Below are 16,150 nucleotides of genomic sequence, written 5' to 3'. Positions count from 1 at the left end.
CACCGATGGCCACCTTGATCGACATCCAGGATCTTTCCAAGACCTACGAACGCGGCCGGCAGAAAGTCGAAGTACTGCACGGCGTGGACCTCAAGATCGAGGAAGGCGACTTCCTCGCGTTGATGGGCCCCTCAGGCTCCGGCAAGACCACCTTGCTCAACCTTATCGGCGGCCTCGACACGCCGACCGGCGGTAGCCTGAGCGTGGCTGGCGAGCGCATCGACCGGCTGGGCAGCGGTGCGCTGGCCAAATGGCGCGCCGCGCACGTCGGCTTCGTCTTCCAGTTCTACAACCTCATGCCGATGCTCAGCGCGCAGCGCAACGTCGAACTGCCGCTGCTGCTGACTAAGCTCTCGGCTTCGCAGCGCAAGCAGAACGCCTCCATCGCCTTGCAGTTGGTCGGCCTGGCCGAGCGCGCGTCGCACAAGCCGTCGGAACTCTCCGGCGGACAGCAGCAGCGTGTCGCCATCGCGCGTGCCATCGTCTCCGACCCCACGCTGCTGGTCTGCGACGAACCGACCGGCGATCTCGATCGCCAGTCCGCCGAGGACATCCTGGGCCTGCTGCGCGAACTCAACCGCGAACACGGCAAGACCATCGTGATGGTCACCCACGATCCGAAGGCCGCCGAATACGCCAATCACACGCTGCACCTCGACAAGGGCACCCTCGTCGAGCAAGCGACGGCCTGACGCGGAGGATGCCGGCATGAAATACCTGCACCTCATATGGGCGGCGCTGTTCCGCCGCAAATCGCGCACCTTCCTCACGCTGGTGTCGATCTTCGCTGCCTTCCTACTGTTCGGCATGCTCGACGCCACCCGCGCGGCGTTCTCCGCGGGCGACAGCGTGGCGGGCGTGGACCGGCTGGTCACGACCTCGCGCTACTCGATCATCCAGTCATTGCCGGTGAGCCTCCAGACGCGCATGGAAGCCATTCCCGGCGTGAAGTCGGTGGGGCATGCGAACTGGTTCGGTGGTGTGTACCAAGACCCGAAGAACTTCGTACTGAGCTTCGCGGTAAGCGACAACTACCTCGACATCTACAAGGAGATCGAGCTGCCGGCCGACCAGCGCAAGACCTTCGAAACCACGCGCACCGGCGCCATCGTGGGCGCGGCCTTGGCGAAGCGCTTCGGCTGGAAGGTGGGCGACAAGATCCCGCTGCAGTCGACGATCTTCCCGCAGCGCAATGGCGACAAGACCTGGCCCTTCGACATCGTGGGCATCTACACGCCGGCAAAGGGTGCCGCCAACGGCACCGACCAGCAGTTCCTTTTCCACCACAAGTATTTCGAGGACGCCAATGCATATCGCAGCCTCGGCAGCACGGTGGGCTGGTATGTCATGAAGCTCACCTCGCCCGATCAGGCGGATCGCGTGGCGAAGGCCATCGACGCACTCTCGGCCAACTCCGACCACGAAACCAAGACGCAGACCGAGCAGGCCTTCAACGCATCGTTCGCCAAGCAGCTCGGCGACATCGGCCTGATCGTGTCGGCGATCATGGGCGCGGTGTTCTTTACCTTGATCCTGCTCACCGGCAACACGATGGCCCAGGCTGTGCGCGAACGCACCAGCGAACTCGCGGTGCTGAAGACCATCGGCTTCTCCAGCGGTAGCGTGCTGGGCATGGTGCTGGCCGAAGGCATCTTGTTGCTCGTGCTCGGTGGCGTCATCGGACTGGCGCTTGCCGCCGTGCTGGTGCCCATCGTCGCCAAGGGCAGCGGCGGCATGCTCAACCTGCCGCCCATCGGCACGCAGACCTGGATGCTCGGCCTCGTACTCATGGTGGTGATCGGCGCCGTGGTCGGCGCGCTTCCCGCCCTCCGCGCCATGCGCCTGAATATCGTCGACGCGCTCGCCGGTCGCTGACAAGGACACCACTCCCATGAAACGTTTCGGTATCGGTGTATTGATGTTGCTGGTGGTCGCGGTCTTCCTCGTCGTGTGGATCGCGTTGCCTTGGCAAGGCGTGCTCGCCATCGCCCTCGTGCTTGCGCTGTGGATGGGGCTGACCCGTCGCGGCCGGCAGACCTGGCAGGTGACCCGTGTGGGCTTGGCGACGGTCACCCAGCGCCTGGGCTCCTCGTCGGTGGTGGTCGTCGGCATCGCGGGTGTCGTCGGCGTGCTCGTCGCGATGCTCGCCATGGGCGAGGGCTTCTCGGAAACGTTGCGCGCCACCGGCAACGATCGCACGGCCATCGTGCTGCGCGGTGGCTCGCAAGCCGAGTTGAACTCGGTGCTCGATCGCGACAGCGCCAACGTGGTGATGCAGGCACCCGGCGTGAAGAAGTCGGCGCAGGGTAAGCCCATTGCGTCGGGCGAGCTCGTGGTGGTGGCCAACCTGACGCGCAAGAGCGATCCGACCAGTGATGCGAACGTGCCCATCCGTGGTGTCAGCGACGATGTCTGGTCGTTGCGCGACCAGGTGAAGATCGTTGAGGGACGCAAGTTCCAGCCGGGCATGCGCGAGCTGATCGTCGGCTCGGGCGCGAAGGCGCAGTTCGCCGGCCTCGATCTTGGCAAGTCGATCCGCCTTGCCGGGCAGGAGTGGACCATCGTCGGCACCTTCGAATCCAACGACGCCCTGTCGTCGGAGCTGTGGAGCGACACGCAGACCGTCGCCTCGGCTTATCGCCGTGGCAGCAGTGTGCAGTCGGTCACCGTGCTGCTCGATTCGCCTGCCGCGTTCGACGCGTTCAAGGCCAACCTCATGGCCGACCCGCGCCTGAAGGTGGATGTGTCGACGACGCAGGCCTACTTCAGCAAGCAGTCCGAAGGCCTCACCAAGGTGTTGCGTACAGTGGGCATCGTTGTCGGCATCATCATGGCGATCGGTGCGGTGTTCGGCGCGCTCAATACGATGTTCGCCGCCATCCAGGCCCGTGCCCGCGAAATCGCGACACTGCGTGCGATCGGCTTCCGTGGCGTGCCCGTCGTGGTGTCGGTGATGCTGGAAACGATGCTGCTGGCCTTGCTAGGCGGCGTGATCGGCGCAGGTCTCGTGTGGATCGTCTTCAACGGCTATTCCGCCTCCACCATCGGTGCGAACTTCAGCCAGGTGGTGTTCCGCTTCCACGTCAGCACGGAACTGCTCTGGACCGGCGTGAAGTGGGCCCTCGCCATCGGTTTCATCGGCGGCCTGTTCCCCGCCGTGCGCGCGGCACGCCTGCCGGTCACCACGGCCCTGCGCGAACTCTGATCGACCTCAGGGCGCCTCCTCCATCCGGAGCGGGGCGCCCTCGATGCATACCTTCGATCGCGTCACCCAGCGCCCACCGTCGCCTTCGCACAGAGCCCACTCGTTGAGTTCCCGTGCCGGCGTTTGCCGCAGCGCACCGCCATCGCGCTCATACGTCTGGCACGACGCCAACGCCGCGACCGCCACGCCGAACACCGTGGCCAATCGCCCGGCACAGGCCGGTTTCCCATACCCACCACAAACCATCGATCGCTTCACGACAGCCTCCACTCATCAGTGGGGCGACGCTAGGAAGCGCTCCTGAGGCGCGGTATCGAATAATTCTCAAAATCGCCGAGGTCCGCCAAAAACGAGATGCGCATCACACTGTAGGAGCGCGCTTGCGCGCGATGGGGCTCGCGGTAGCGTGTGATCGCGCGCAAGCGCGCTCCTACAGGGGCAGCGTCGGGCCGTGGCAATGACGCAGGTTGGCAGGGCCTACGTCAGGCCTTGCGCGTGCGCATCATGGTGATGATGCCCACGCCGACCAGGATGATCGCCATGCCGGCCAGGTCGAACGGGCCTACGTGCTCGCCGCCCAGGGCGACGCCGAACAGCACCGCTACCGGCGGATTGACGTAGGCGTAGCTGGTGGCGAGCGCGGGGCGCACCGTCTTCAGCACGTATAGGTAGGCGCTGAAGGCGACGATCGAGCCGAACACGACCAGGTAGCCCAGCGCGAACGTGGCGCTCCACTGCGGATGCTCCGGCAGGCGCTCGCCGTGCAGCAGCGCGATGATGATCAGCGCCACGGCGGCGCAAAGCATCTGCGCAGCGGTGTTCATCGGGCCCTTCGGCATGTCCTGACCCTTCGACCAGACCGAGCCGAACGCCCAGGCGATGGCGGCCACGATCAGTGCCGCCGCACCCAGCGGCGAACCCGACAAACCGGCGCCGAGGTTGAGCACCACGACGCCGACGAAGCCGAGCGCCAGGCCGATGGTTTCACCGCGTGACGGACGCTCGCCATACAGGCTGGAAAACACGGCGGCGAACAACGGCATGCTGGCGACGGCTACCGCCGCGATACCGGAACTGACCGACTGCTCGGCAAAGCAGACCAGCCCATTGCCACCGGCCAGCAGCAAGGTGCCGACGACGGCGGCATTGCGCCACTGTCGACGCGTCGGCAACGCCACGCCGCGCACGCGCAGGATGGTGAAAAGCAACGTACCGGCGATAGCGAAACGCAGCGCAGCCAACAGGAACGGCGGGTAGCTCACCAACGCATAGCGGATGCCCAGGTACGTAGAACCCCAGATCACATACATCGCGAGCAGGGACAACGGCACGAGCCAGCGCGGATCGCCGAGCGTGGTCGTGGGCGCTTGGGTCGAGGGACTGGCGGCGTCGGACATGGGGACATCCAGGGGTGCACGCGCCGCATCATGCGGCGTGAATCCAGAACGATATCGTTGCCGGTGATACTTCGGTAGCGAAACGTGCGAGGGTCAGCCTTGAGCGGCGTTCATGCCACGCTCGGTGGCGAGCAACTGCCGCTTGATGTCGATGCCCCAACGCCAACCGCCCAAGCTGCCGTCTTCGCGGATGATCCGATGGCAAGGCACCAGTAAGGCCAGCTTATTGCTGCCGCATGCTCGACCGACGGCGCGCGCGGCCTTCGGCATGCCGAGCGTGTCGGCCAGTTCGCCATAGCTGAGCGTCTCACCGCGCGGGATGCGGATGAGGGCATCCCACACGCGCCACTGAAAGGCCGTGGCGGCGACATCCAGCGGCGGCATCGCCGGCGCGTCGCCGACGTTCCAGCCGAGTTCGTGGGTAACGCGTGCGATCACGGCGTCGAGCCATTCCTCGCGACCGGCATCCACGCGCTCGCGTTCGGCCAGCGGAAATTCCTCGGCGAGACGGGTTTCGAGTTCGTCATCGTCGTGGCCCAGCGTTACCGAGCAGATGCCACGCGCCGTGGTCGCCACCAGCAGGCGACCCAGTGGCGTATCGGTGGTGGTGTAGCGAATCGACGCCCCGGCGCCGCCCGCGCGGTAGCTCGCGGGCGTCATGCCCAGGCGACGGTCGCTTTCCTCGTACACGCGGCTGCCGGACCCGAAACCGGCCTCGTAGACGGCATCCGTCACCGCCGAGCCCTCGCGCAGGGCCTCGCGAAGCTGGCCGAAGCGGCGGGCGCGCGCGTACTCCGCCGGGCTGACGCCATAACGGCGGCGGAAGACACGTTGCAGGTGGGTGGGGCTGAGGCCGGCGATCTCGGCGAGGCTGGCGAGGTCGCCTGGACCGTCGCCCTCGTCGAGAGCGACGCGGACACGCTCAAGAGCATCGTCAGCGGGGGAGCGCATGGCCAGGACCTGAGAATTCATGGGGCCTCCTTCATGGGAGGCCAGCGTAGGCGGAGGGGCAGGGTGCCGCCATCCGCTTCTTGCGCGGTCAGTGGTGGACCGGACGACCCTGCTGGATCACGGTGAACTCGCCTTTCAGGACGTTCGGATCCCGCGCGCGCGACTCGGCCGCCGGAGCGGCCTGCGGGCCGACCTGACCGCCACGGGCGATCTTCCACTGGCGCCAGGCAAAGAACACCACGCTACCGACCACGAGCAGGCCGATCACGATGGTGCCGAAAACCAGCAACACGCCGACCACGGCCAGCCCGGCGATCACGGACAGGGCGCGCACCAGCGGGTTGCGGGAGCGGCGGATGGGCGGGAAGACGAAGCGCATTGGTTAAAAATCCGTATGGCACAATGACATGCGTGCGGCCCCTTTACCTTGGGGCATCCCCACCCCATAGACAAGTGCCATGACCGCTACCGCCGATACCGCCACCCTCTGCCAGCTCGACGACATCCCCGATGGCAACGCCATCGAAGTGGAGGCCATCGTCGGCGGCGAGCCCGAGTCCCTCCTCGTTTACCGGGACGGCGGCGACGCCCGTGCCTACCTCAACGTGTGCCCGCATGCGGGCCGCCGGCTCGACTACGCCCCCGGGCGCTTCCTCGTCCGCAACGGCCTGATCATCTGCGCCGCCCACGGCGCGACCTTCGCGGCCGGCGACGGCCACTGCCAGACCGGCCCGTGCAAGGGCGACCGCCTGCGCGCCGTGCCGGTCTCCGTCATCGATGGCGCCGTCCGCCTATCCTGAGAAATTCCTGTAGGAGCGCGCTTGCTCGCGACCCCAGGCCACCTCACCGATACATCAGGTTGATGGCCACCAAGGTGATAGCCAACACCAGAATCGTCAGCGGCAACCCCACCCGCAGAAAATCCTTCGTGCGATAACCGCCCGGGCCGGCCACCATCATCAAGGCCGGGTGCCCCGAGGGCAGCAGGAAGGTATTCGAAGACGATACCGCCACGATCAGCGCATAAGCCGACGGGTTGCCGCCCGTACTCACCGCGACGCTGATCGCGATGGGCACCATCATCACGGTGGCGCCCACGTTGGACATGACCTGCGAGAAGAGCAGCGTCAGCACGGCGATGGACAGCTGCAGCGTCCACTGCGGCGCGCCGCCGAGAACCGCCAGTACCTCCTGCGCCAGCCACGAGGCCGTACCGGTGGAGTCCATCGACCAGCCTAGGGGAATCAGGCAGGCGGTGACGAAGATCGTCTTCCAGTTGATGGCCTTGTAGGCCTCGTCCATGTTCAGCACGCCGGTCAGCAGCATGCCCACGGCGCCGGTCATCATCGCCACCGACAGGTCGAGGTGGGTGAACAGGGCCAGGCACTTGGCCAGCACGAAGAAGCCCACGGCCTGCCAGATCTTGCCGGGCCGCTGTTCTTCCTTGGGGATGTCGGTGACCACGACGATGTCGCGATCTTCCTCGGCCAGCATGAGGTCGCGCCACTTGCTGTGCAGCACCACGGTATCGCCCGCGCGCAGGCTCACCGCGCGCACGTCTTCACGGAACACTTCCTCGCCGCGGTTCACCGCCAGCACCGAGATGCCAAAGCGCTTGCACAGGCGCAGCTCGCCGACCGTCTGCTTGATGAAGCGCGAGGTGGGCGGGATCACCGCCTCGGAAATGCCCGCGCGGGTCGGGTTGAACTGGTCGCCCAGCTGGCGCATGCGCATGGACACGCGGCACAGCTGGTTGTTGGCGAAGGCGTTGATCGCATCGCGCGGGGCCAGCACGCCCAGCACCGTGCCGACCCAGATCATCTGGTCGGAAGGCGGGGCCACGCGGCTTTCGTTGCCGTTTTTCAGTGCCAGGATCAGCGGCGCGCCATGCAGTTGCTCGACCTCGCCGATGCTCATGCCCACCAGCGGGCTCTCGGCGGTGACGGTCAGCTCGGCCGTTTCGCCCGCGATGCCGTAGGTGTCGGCAAAGTAGCTTTCCGTGCGGCCCGGGGTCACCTTCAGGCGCTCGTCCTCGCGCTCGGGCAGCAGCTTGCGGGTGAAAATCCAGAAGAAAAGGATGCCGACCAGGGCCAGGATCAGGCCCACGGGCGTCACGCTGAACAGGCCGAACTTCGGGATCGTATGCGCGCCCGGCGGCAGGTTGCTGTTGGCGCTGGCGATCAGGTCGTTCAGCACGATCAGCGGCGAGTTCGCGATCAGCGTGGTGTTGGTGGCCGTGAGGATGCAGAAGGCCATGGGCAGCAGCAGGCGCGACAGCGGCACGCCCGTGCGCGCCGAAAGGCGGCTGGTGACCGGGATCATCAGCGCCGCCAGGGCCTGGCTGGGAATCACCGCGCTGAACAAGCTGGTGACGCTGTTCACCACCACGCCCAGGCGCGATTCCATGCCGCGCGCCATGCGCATCACGAAGGAGGCGGTGAGGTTGAGTACGCCGGCGCGGTCGAGGCCGGCGCCCATGATCATGATCGCGATGATCGCGATGACGGCGTTACCCGCGAAGCCGTTGAAGACCTGGTCGCCGGGGATCAGGCCGGTAAGGCCGATCGTGACCACGACGAGCAGGGCCACCATGTCGGCCCGGATCCACTCCAGAACGAGCATGAGCATGGTGAAGCCCACCAGGCCCAGCACGAGGATCATTTCAGGAGTGAGGGTGAGTGCCACTAGCCGGCTGCCCGAATCCGGTCGGTTGGAGCGTGCCTCGGCATGAAAAACCCGGGCTGCGAAGGTGATCGAAGGAGTATACGCAATAGGGGTGGCTCCGGGCTGAAGGAAAGCCTGCCGTTTCCACGATGGGCGTTCGCCGCGATTACTCCTTGTAGGAGCGCGCTTGCGCGCGATCCCGCGAATGCGGGCCAGATGGCCGCTGCCGCGGGATCGCGCGCAAGCGCGCTCCTACAAACCCCAGCCCGAAGACACTTAGCGACTGAGGTTGCTCAACGCCAGATCCACGATCGAATCCCCCCGCCCACTCATCACCGCCTTCAACGCATAAAGGCTGAACCCCTTCACCTGGCTGGCACTGATCTTCGGCGGCATCGACAGCTCCAGGCGATTGCTCACCACGTCGAGCAGCGCCGGCCCCTCATGGGCCAGGATCTCCGCGATAGCCGACGGCAGCTCCGAGGCCTGCGTGACACGGCGGCCATGGATGCCCATGGCGTTGGCCATCGCCGCGAAGTCGGGATTTTTCAGCTCCACGCCGGTTTCGATAAGGCCAGCGGCCTTCATCTCCAGCTCCACGAAGCCCAGCGTGCCGTTGTTGAGCACGATTACTTTCACCGGCAACTTTTCCTGGGCCAGCGTGATGAAGTCGCCCATCAGCATCGAGAAGCCGCCGTCGCCCGACAGCGACACCACCTGCCGCTCGGGAAACGCCGCCTGCGCGCCCAGCGCCTGTGGCAGCGCATTGGCCATGGACCCATGCACGAAGGAGCCGAGCAGGCGGCGCTTGCCGTTCATCGCCAGATAGCGTGCCGCCCACACCGTCGGGGTGCCGACATCGCAGGTGAAGATCGCATCGTCCTCGGCCAGCTCGCTCACCAGCCGGGTGACCTGCTGCGGATGGATCAGCTCACGACCCGGTTCGATCCGCGCCAGTTCGTCGAGATCGGCACGGGCGCGCTGGTAATGCGCGAGGCAGCGATCAAGATGGCCGCTGACCCGCTTGGGTTCGATACGCGGCAAGAGGGCGCGCAAGGTCTCGCCGACATCGCCGACCACGCCCAGGTCCACCCGACAGCGCCGGCCGATATTGCCGGGGCGGATATCCACCTGCGCGATGCGCGCGTCTTCCGGATAGAACTGGCGATACGGGAAATCCGTGCCCAGCATCAGCAGCGTGTCGCAGTCCTCCATCGCGTAATAGCCCGAGCTGAAACCGATCAAGCCGGTCATGCCCACGTCGAAGGGATTGTCGTATTCCACGAATTCCTTGCCGCCCAGCGCATGCACGATCGGCGACTTCAGCGCGTCGGCCAGGGCGATCAGGTCCGCATGGGCGCCGGCCGTACCGCGACCGCAGAGCAGGGTGATGCGCTTACCCGCGTTGAGCAGGCTGGCGAGGGCGTCGAGCTCGCGCTCGGCCGGCACCACCTTCGGCGACGGCGGCAACAGGCCGGCGGCGGGCGTCACCGTCTTCACCGGCGACTTGCGCATGGCGACATCGCCCGGGATCACCACCACGGCCACGCCGCGCTGGCCCACGGCCGCGCGGATCGCCGCCTCGAACACGTGCGGCATCTGCGAGGCATCCGAGATCATCTCGCAATACACACTGCACTCGCGAAACAGCTCGGTGGGATGGGTTTCCTGAAAGTAGCCCGTGCCGATTTCCGCGCTGGGAATATGCGCCGCGATGGCGAGCACAGGCGTGCGCGTGCGCTGGCAGTCGAACAGGCCATTGATGAGATGCAGGTTGCCGGGGCCACAACTGCCCGCGCAGACGGCGAGCTGACCCGTAAGCTGCGCTTCGCCGCCGGCCGCGAAGGCCGCGGCCTCTTCGTGGCGCACGTGGATCCAGTCGATATGCTGGCGCTGGCGCAGCGATTCGGTGATCGCGTTGAGGCTGTCGCCGACCACGCCGTAGATACGGCGGACGCCAGCCTCTTCGAGGGTTTCGGCGATCAGGTCGGCCAGGGTGGAAATGGACATCGGCGGGGGCTCCGTAGGCGCGAAGCCCCCTTTATGCCTATTCGGCGGTCAAGAAGCCGTCGTCGCCCCGTGCCACTCGTAGAGAAAGTCCCACACGCCATGGCCCAGGCGCATGCCGCGACGCTCGAAGTGCGTCTCGATGCGCCAGTCCGGCCGCTCGACGGCTTCGCCCGGCCCCACGCGGTTACGCCAGCCCTCGGCCGCCTCCATCACCTCGCGCATGTGCTCGGCGTAGGGCTCCCAGTCGGTGGCCAGATGGAGCAGGCCACCCGGCGCCATCCGCGAGGCCAGTAGCGCCACGAAGGCCGGCTGCACGAGGCGGCGCTTGTTGTGGCGCTTCTTGTGCCACGGATCGGGGAACCAGATGCGCACCTCGGACAGGCTGCCCGGCGTGATCTCGTTCTCCAGAACTTCCACGGCATCGTGCTTGTAGATGCGCACGTTGGTGGCGTCGCGCTCGGCCAGTGCGTTCATCAAGCGACCGACACCGGGGCCGTGCACCTCCACGCCGATGTAGTCGCGCGCAAGATCGTGCTCCGAGGCCCAGGCCAGTGCCTCGCCGTTGCCGAAGCCAATCTCCAGCACGCGCGGCGCCTGGCGGGCGAAGGTGGCGTCGAGATCGCGGGCGTTGCCCGTGTAATCGAGCCCGAATCGCGCCCAATGGTCGTCGAACGCGCGCTGCTGCGCGGGCGTCATGCGGCCCTCGCGCAGCACGAAGCTACGAATGCGACGCTGGAAGGGCTGGCTTTCGTCGTGCGTCATGTTCAACCGACCAACCCGTCCACCGGGCTCGACGCCGAGGCGAAGCGCTTGCGCGGAATGCGACCGGCATGAAACGCGGCGCGGCCCGCTTGAATGGCCAGCTTCATCGCGTGCGCCATCAGCACGGGGTTCTTCGCGCCCGCGATGGCGGTGTTCATCAGCACGCCGTCGCAGCCCAGCTCCATGGCGATGGCCGCATCCGAAGCCGTGCCCACGCCGGCATCGATGATGACCGGCACCTTCGCATTCTCGATGATCTCGAGCAGGTTGTAGCGATTCTGGATGCCCAGGCCCGAGCCGATCGGTGCGGCCAGCGGCATGATCGCGACGCAGCCGATCTCTTCCAGGCGACGGGCGAGGATCGGGTCGTCGGAGGTGTACACCATTACCTCGAAACCGTCGGCCACCAACTTCTCGGCGGCGGAAAGCGTCTGCACCACGTCGGGGTAGAGCGTGCGCTCGTCGCCGAGCACTTCCAGCTTCACCAGGTTGTGGCCGTCGAGCAGTTCGCGCGCGAGGCGGCAGGTGCGCAAGGCATCTTCGGCGGTGTAGCAACCGGCGGTGTTCGGCAGCAGCGTGAAAATATCCGGCGGCAGCGCGTCGAGCAGGTTCGGCTGGCTGGCATCCTGGCCAACGTTCACGCGACGGATGGCCAGGGTAACCATCTGCGCACCGGCGGCGTCGGTGGCGCGGCGGGTTTCGTCGAAATCTTTGTACTTGCCGGTGCCGGTGATCAGGCGGGAATGGAAGGTGCGGCTGCCGATCGTAAGCAGATCGTCGCCAGCGGGGGAGAAGTGGTTCATGCGGGGATCTTCCGTCGGGGGAGCGGAGGCGTCAGCCGCCGCCGATGGCATGGACGATTTCCACGCGGTCGCCCTCGGCGAGCACGTGGGTTCCGTGCTCGCTGCGCGGCACGATGTCGAGATTCACCTCCACCGCCACCCGCTTGCCGGCATAGCCGGAAGATTCGAGCAGGGACGACACGGAGGTGCCGGACGCGCACTCGCGCGCTTCGCCGTTGAGGGTGATATGCATCCGCCGATTGTAGCGGACCGACCTGCCGGCCGGGGCCGACCTCTAGTGGCTGTAACCCTGCCAGCCGCCCTGGCGCAGGGGCACGCCGGTACCCGGCTGGTTGCCGGTGCCCATGCCCGTACCGGGCTGCGGACCGCGCTGGTTGGAGATGCCGCTACCCGGCCGCGGCGGCGGCTGGTTGGTGCCGCCGTTCCAGCCGCCGTTGTTCCAGCGGTCGTGGTCGTGCCGGGGAGGCGGAGGAGGGGCGGGAGCGAGGTTCACGCCAGCCCCCGAGGCACCGCGTTGGCCGCCACTGCCAGCAGCCAATGAGGTCGAATTGCCACGCGGCGGCGGCCGATCCTGCCCATCGCCAGGACGCCCATGGTCGTGCCGACCCCGGTCCCGCCCGTCACGGTCGTCGTTCCAGCCGTAACCCGGCGGATAGCCGCCACCGTAGTAATAACCATCGTCCGCCACATTGCCGCCCGCGCGCGGATCAGGCCCCGGCGGCGGAGGCTGGGGTGGCGGATTGCCTGCATAGAAATGAGGCACCTCGGGCAGGGTGCTCACGGTCTCCCGCCGCACCGGCGCCGACGGCCCCGAGATATAGCTCACGCCCGGCTTGGGCATGTCCGCCGTGGACACGGTGCGCGACTGGGCGGCAGCCGAGGCGTTGACGCCCAGCACCAGCAGCCCCGCGACGATGGAAAACGACGTTGCCCGCAGCATGACCGGCCCTCGGAAGGATTCCCCGGCCCGATTATGCGCCGGGCACCCCAGGCCGGCATGAGGGCCCGCTCACAGGTTCAGCCGGCCGCCACCTTTCCCCGCCCGGCGATGTCGTATTACCATCCGGGTCCGACGCGGGTGTAGCTCAATGGTAGAGCTGTAGCTTCCCAAGCTACTGACGAGGGTTCGATTCCCTTCACCCGCTCCAATCCTTTTGTCAGGCCGCTGCAACTGCGTGCTGTCAAAGGATTTTTTGGGACGCGAAGGCCACCTCAAACCGACCTTTCCAAGGGATTGTTTGAGGGGCTGTTTTGATGCCGAAGCCCTTTTTGCTGCGTCGCCCGAGCGGGTTGTATGCGCGCTATTGGGTGCCCCTGGCGCTGCGAGAAGTAGTCGGGTCCAAGACCATTGTGCGATCGCTGGGCAGCTTGCGCGGCGATGCCGCGCGCCTGGAAGCGGCTCGGCTTGGGTATGCTCTGACTCATCGGCTTGCCGAGATGAAAAGCCAGAGGTCAGCACGGATGCCCACCCCGCCTTCTGCGCAGCTCAGTGAGCGCATAGACGCTTACGTGAAGACGCATGCTGCCGCGCGCCGGCCGTTGGAGCTGTTCTTGGCGCTGGTGGAATACAAGCCTGTCGCTGCGCCGTGCGGCGAGGATGTGGATCGGTTCGCGACGCAGATGTTCGACTGGCCCCGCGACGCTGGCCGCAGCGCACTTTTCAAAGACGCTTCCCCGCAAGAAATACTGGCCCGAGCCAAGCGCTCCCGGGCGGATCCGATTGTCCCGGAAACTTGGCGCCGATCCGTTGCTACGGTGCGCGTCTTCGTGACGGCGTTGATCGAAAAGGCTGAATTGGATCCGGATTTCATCCAGGCATTTGACCGCTGGATCGGCGCACGCGCGGGGTTGAAGGCACCCGAAGGTTTAACGGAAAGGATCTTGGGTGCGGCTTATTCCTACATCTGGCGCGCGGACGGTTCTCTCGATGTGCATGTGGACACTGAAGCGGACCACCGCCGTGTCATGGAATTGCACGACCTGGCAGTCGGTCGGCGCCGCGTGGATATTCGTCCAAGGCTTTTCGATCGCTGGGCGAAGCCCGCGATCTCTTCCTGACCCAGTTCAAGGTCAGGAACCCGGCGGCGGCGACCGTGAATGAAACGATGGCGACTATAGCTGGACCACGTGCTGGACGTCTTGGTTCCTGGCCCAACTCCAGCGAACGAGGACCGCAACCCCGCGCAACGAGCTCTCCGGATGCGAGCCGATGCGCCCGTGCGGAGAATGGGCTGACGTGCCGCCTCTACAACGCGGTCGTGCATGTGCTTCTTCTGCTGGAATGGTGGCGGGCTGCCCCGCTGCTTCACTTTTCCGATCAATTCGGCACTCCTCAAAGCATCCTGGCTGCAAACCCGGACGTGGCGCGCCGACGCTGGAATGCCTGTGACCGCCCGGAACGGTCTCAGACGACGCGACCGGTAACCCGTATTGTGCATTTGAGAACTGTGCCCTTGATTTCTTGCGATTAGTCCTTATTTGCCAAGAAAGGGGCTGTCAACATCGGAATCGCTTGGGATGCGGTCCTTTTTCGCCAGCGGATGGAAATGGGGAGAGGCATGGCAGGATCGAACCGATCGAACACTGGAAAAAAGGCACTGGATGCGGTCTGGATCCGTGCCGCTGGGCACTGTGAATTGTGCAGCAAAGACCTCACGCGGGACCGGATCACGCTGACCCCCGCCAAATTGGGGCAGGTGGCACACATTCTTCCGGCGAGTCCTGATGGCCCTCGATCGACCGACGGCCACACCGTTGACGCAGCGGAAGCGTTGACGAACGATCCTGGCAATTTGATGTTGCTGTGCGCGTCGTGTCATGTCGACATTGACAAGACGCCGGAAGGGTATCCGGCCCAAGATCTGACTTACCAGCATGAAGCGTTCTTGGATGCGGTGAAATTTGCAGCAAACAGTGCGCATTCAAACCCTGGCACTGGGATGATCGTGCTGGGGCAGCATTTTCAGACGAAGGTGAGGATCGATCCCAGCCAGCTACAAGCTGCAATGTGGCGAGATTGCATCAGGCCTGTGGGTGCTCCTCTTATTGTCGAACTGCCAGAACCTGACCAGGAGGGCAGGGATGACCGTTATTACCGTGCCGTGCGAAGCCGATTAGACAAAAATATTCGCCGTGATCTTAGCCCCGCACGCAGTGTGCTTGGCGACGAGCCCTGGCTTGGGGTGGCCGCTATCGCTGACATTCCGAGTTTGGTCATTCTGGGCAAGATGCTGGGAGACAGGCGGCGGCGAAAAATATACTCCTCTGACCGAACGACCGGGCTTGTGTGGAGGGATGGTAGTGCCGTCGCTTCGCCATTCACGTTTGATTTTAATGGGGATGGGGATGAGACACGTCCCATCGCCCTCGTGATATCCATCTCGGCGTTCATCCCAGAGCGCGACGTTCACGCGGTCCTCCCCAACGCCAGCGTCGCACGCTTCACTGCTGCTGCACCTTCTTATGATTATGTGCAAAACGCCGATTTTATCGGCCATTTTCGTGACCAAATACAACGGCGATTGAGCGAGTTGGAGGCATATTCGCCGCTCCCTATCCATGTGCTCCCGGCCATTCCGGCCGCGCTCGCCATCGAGTTTGGAGCAGTGCTCTCGACCAATCATCAGCATTGTTATTGGATCTACGACCGCGATGGCCCAACCGATGCCTTTCGACGTCATGTGTCCCTTGATCACCTTTCTAAGGAATATGCTGCATGAATCTTCGGTTCGATGAAACTCAGTTGAAGAGTTGGGAGGCCACGTTGTTTGAGGCCGCTCACGCCATTTCGCTGCCAGAAAGCCTTTACAACACTATTTCTGAACGCTATGGCACTCTGGAAGGGATATTGCAGGCTGCCGATGACCCGATTCTTCGGCGAGCGCATGTGTTTCCGCAAGGGTCGATACGGCTGCGCACGGCTATCAAGCCGGCGCCGGGAGCAACGGGTGATTTGGGAACGGTAGATGCAGATGCAGTGGTCTGGCTGGAACATGCGAATGACGCAGACCACGACCATGTCCTCAAAGCGATAACCGAGCGGTGATCTTGCCCCCGTTTCACGGACACCCCTATAAGCGATTAACTATCGCAATAGGAGGTGGACGATGACCAAGAGCAAGGCAGGCAGAAAGGGGCAGGAGTTCAGCCTGGAGTTCAGGCAGCAGGCACTGTTGCGAGCGGCCACAGAAGGGGTAACCACGGTGGCTCGTGATCTGGGGTTGCAGCCTGCCCAGCTGTACAGTTGGCGCGCCCAGGCGCGGCGGCACGACCAGGACGATCAGGCACAACGCTTGGAGTTGGCCGAACATGCACGGCTCAAACGTGAAGTGGCGCGGCTGGAGGAGGAGAACGCTTTC

Annotated in this window: 17 protein-coding genes and 1 tRNA gene; 9 read left to right on the top strand and 9 right to left on the bottom strand. The window is 65.1% G+C overall.

The features are described 5' to 3' along the window. Positions 1-5 precede the first annotated feature (5 nt). Genes GAK28_RS22440 through GAK28_RS22430 form a run of 3 tightly spaced genes read left to right on the top strand, consistent with a single transcriptional unit; the run spans position 6 to position 3,205 of the window. Entirely contained in the window at positions 6-692 is a 687-nt protein-coding gene (locus GAK28_RS22440; RefSeq protein WP_291784607.1) for an ABC transporter ATP-binding protein, read from the top strand. A gap of 16 nt (positions 693-708) precedes the next feature. Continuing rightward, positions 709-1,875 carry an FtsX-like permease family protein gene (locus tag GAK28_RS22435; RefSeq protein ID WP_291784605.1) on the top strand — a complete coding sequence of 389 codons (1,167 nt, stop codon included), beginning with the start codon at positions 709-711 and terminating at the stop codon, positions 1,873-1,875. Between the two features lie 16 nt (positions 1,876-1,891). After that, on the top strand, positions 1,892-3,205 hold the full coding sequence (locus tag GAK28_RS22430) for an ABC transporter permease (protein WP_291784603.1): 1,314 nt from the start codon (positions 1,892-1,894) through the stop codon (positions 3,203-3,205). A gap of 482 nt (positions 3,206-3,687) precedes the next feature. Here GAK28_RS22430 and yedA read toward each other — a convergent pair whose 3' ends face one another. From yedA to GAK28_RS22415, 3 genes are all read right to left on the bottom strand, one after another. Further along, the gene (yedA, locus tag GAK28_RS22425) at positions 3,688-4,602 is read right to left on the bottom strand and encodes a drug/metabolite exporter YedA (protein WP_291784601.1); all 915 of its coding nucleotides are present in this window, start codon (positions 4,600-4,602) and stop codon (positions 3,688-3,690) included. A 93-nt stretch (positions 4,603-4,695) separates the two neighbouring features. Continuing rightward, positions 4,696-5,574 (bottom strand): methylated-DNA--[protein]-cysteine S-methyltransferase, encoded by an 879-nt coding sequence (locus GAK28_RS22420; protein WP_291784599.1) that lies wholly within the window; start codon positions 5,572-5,574, stop codon positions 4,696-4,698. A 67-nt stretch (positions 5,575-5,641) separates the two neighbouring features. Then, positions 5,642-5,932 carry a hypothetical protein gene (locus tag GAK28_RS22415; protein ID WP_291784597.1) on the bottom strand — a complete coding sequence of 97 codons (291 nt, stop codon included), beginning with the start codon at positions 5,930-5,932 and terminating at the stop codon, positions 5,642-5,644. Positions 5,933-6,011: 79 nt separating this feature from the next. Here GAK28_RS22415 and GAK28_RS22410 point away from each other — a divergent pair, with 79 nt between their 5' ends. Further along, the gene (locus GAK28_RS22410; protein ID WP_291784595.1) at positions 6,012-6,353 is read left to right on the top strand and encodes a Rieske 2Fe-2S domain-containing protein; all 342 of its coding nucleotides are present in this window, start codon (positions 6,012-6,014) and stop codon (positions 6,351-6,353) included. 43 nt (positions 6,354-6,396) lie between these two features. On the opposite strand, the gene GAK28_RS22405 is transcribed toward GAK28_RS22410, so the two are convergent. From GAK28_RS22405 to GAK28_RS22380, 6 genes are all read right to left on the bottom strand, one after another. Next, positions 6,397-8,214, bottom strand: a complete 1,818-nt coding sequence (locus GAK28_RS22405) for an SLC13 family permease (protein WP_291784672.1) — start codon at positions 8,212-8,214, stop codon at positions 6,397-6,399. Positions 8,215-8,493: 279 nt separating this feature from the next. Further along, complete coding sequence (poxB, locus tag GAK28_RS22400; protein ID WP_291784670.1) at positions 8,494-10,212, bottom strand: ubiquinone-dependent pyruvate dehydrogenase; 1,719 nt, start codon at positions 10,210-10,212, stop codon at positions 8,494-8,496. A 63-nt stretch (positions 10,213-10,275) separates the two neighbouring features. Beyond that, positions 10,276-10,989, bottom strand: a complete 714-nt coding sequence (gene trmB / locus GAK28_RS22395) for a tRNA (guanosine(46)-N7)-methyltransferase TrmB (RefSeq protein WP_291784593.1) — start codon at positions 10,987-10,989, stop codon at positions 10,276-10,278. A gap of 2 nt (positions 10,990-10,991) precedes the next feature. Continuing rightward, a complete protein-coding gene (locus GAK28_RS22390; protein ID WP_291784591.1) occupies positions 10,992-11,792 on the bottom strand; it encodes a thiazole synthase in 801 nt (266 codons plus the stop codon). Between the two features lie 31 nt (positions 11,793-11,823). Further along, positions 11,824-12,024, bottom strand: a complete 201-nt coding sequence (gene thiS, locus GAK28_RS22385; RefSeq protein ID WP_291784589.1) for a sulfur carrier protein ThiS — start codon at positions 12,022-12,024, stop codon at positions 11,824-11,826. 42 nt (positions 12,025-12,066) lie between these two features. After that, on the bottom strand, positions 12,067-12,732 hold the full coding sequence (locus tag GAK28_RS22380; RefSeq protein ID WP_291784587.1) for a hypothetical protein: 666 nt from the start codon (positions 12,730-12,732) through the stop codon (positions 12,067-12,069). Positions 12,733-12,866: 134 nt separating this feature from the next. On the opposite strand from GAK28_RS22380, the gene GAK28_RS22375 reads away from it, so the two are divergent. The 5 genes from GAK28_RS22375 to GAK28_RS22355 form a co-directional block, all read left to right on the top strand. Then, a tRNA-Gly gene (locus GAK28_RS22375) sits at positions 12,867-12,940 on the top strand. A 106-nt stretch (positions 12,941-13,046) separates the two neighbouring features. Continuing rightward, the gene (locus GAK28_RS22370) at positions 13,047-13,850 is read left to right on the top strand and encodes a DUF6538 domain-containing protein (protein WP_291784585.1); all 804 of its coding nucleotides are present in this window, start codon (positions 13,047-13,049) and stop codon (positions 13,848-13,850) included. Between the two features lie 500 nt (positions 13,851-14,350). Further along, positions 14,351-15,511 carry an SAVED domain-containing protein gene (locus GAK28_RS22365; protein WP_291784583.1) on the top strand — a complete coding sequence of 387 codons (1,161 nt, stop codon included), beginning with the start codon at positions 14,351-14,353 and terminating at the stop codon, positions 15,509-15,511. Continuing rightward, positions 15,508-15,837, top strand: a complete 330-nt coding sequence (locus GAK28_RS22360) for a hypothetical protein (protein ID WP_291784581.1) — start codon at positions 15,508-15,510, stop codon at positions 15,835-15,837. Before GAK28_RS22365 ends, GAK28_RS22360 begins: the two co-directional genes overlap by 4 nt. A 61-nt stretch (positions 15,838-15,898) precedes the next feature. Next, on the top strand, positions 15,899-16,150 hold a 252-nt coding region (locus GAK28_RS22355; protein ID WP_291781585.1), incomplete at its 3' end, for a transposase.

It is taken from the genome of Luteibacter sp., from assembly GCF_009912395.1.
GTDB lineage: Bacteria > Pseudomonadota > Gammaproteobacteria > Xanthomonadales > Rhodanobacteraceae > Luteibacter.
Note: the sequence above shows the minus strand (reverse complement) of the source record. Positions and strands in the feature narration are given on the sequence as shown.

Excerpts from the sequence above, each read along its gene's own strand:
- GAK28_RS22440 (WP_291784607.1), top strand. The coding sequence starts at position 6 with ATGGCCACCTTGATCGACATCCAGGATCTTTCCAAGACCTACGAACGC.
- GAK28_RS22435 (WP_291784605.1), top strand. The coding sequence starts at position 709 with ATGAAATACCTGCACCTCATATGGGCGGCGCTGTTCCGCCGCAAATCG.
- GAK28_RS22430 (WP_291784603.1), top strand. The coding sequence starts at position 1,892 with ATGAAACGTTTCGGTATCGGTGTATTGATGTTGCTGGTGGTCGCGGTC.
- yedA (WP_291784601.1), bottom strand. The coding sequence starts at position 4,602 with ATGTCCGACGCCGCCAGTCCCTCGACCCAAGCGCCCACGACCACGCTC.
- GAK28_RS22420 (WP_291784599.1), bottom strand. The coding sequence starts at position 5,574 with ATGAATTCTCAGGTCCTGGCCATGCGCTCCCCCGCTGACGATGCTCTT.
- GAK28_RS22415 (WP_291784597.1), bottom strand. The coding sequence starts at position 5,932 with ATGCGCTTCGTCTTCCCGCCCATCCGCCGCTCCCGCAACCCGCTGGTG.
- GAK28_RS22410 (WP_291784595.1), top strand. The coding sequence starts at position 6,012 with ATGACCGCTACCGCCGATACCGCCACCCTCTGCCAGCTCGACGACATC.
- GAK28_RS22405 (WP_291784672.1), bottom strand. The coding sequence starts at position 8,214 with ATGATCCTCGTGCTGGGCCTGGTGGGCTTCACCATGCTCATGCTCGTT.
- trmB (WP_291784593.1), bottom strand. The coding sequence starts at position 10,989 with ATGACGCACGACGAAAGCCAGCCCTTCCAGCGTCGCATTCGTAGCTTC.
- GAK28_RS22390 (WP_291784591.1), bottom strand. The coding sequence starts at position 11,792 with ATGAACCACTTCTCCCCCGCTGGCGACGATCTGCTTACGATCGGCAGC.
- thiS (WP_291784589.1), bottom strand. The coding sequence starts at position 12,024 with ATGCATATCACCCTCAACGGCGAAGCGCGCGAGTGCGCGTCCGGCACC.
- GAK28_RS22380 (WP_291784587.1), bottom strand. The coding sequence starts at position 12,732 with ATGCTGCGGGCAACGTCGTTTTCCATCGTCGCGGGGCTGCTGGTGCTG.
- GAK28_RS22370 (WP_291784585.1), top strand. The coding sequence starts at position 13,047 with ATGCCGAAGCCCTTTTTGCTGCGTCGCCCGAGCGGGTTGTATGCGCGC.
- GAK28_RS22365 (WP_291784583.1), top strand. The coding sequence starts at position 14,351 with ATGGCAGGATCGAACCGATCGAACACTGGAAAAAAGGCACTGGATGCG.
- GAK28_RS22360 (WP_291784581.1), top strand. The coding sequence starts at position 15,508 with ATGAATCTTCGGTTCGATGAAACTCAGTTGAAGAGTTGGGAGGCCACG.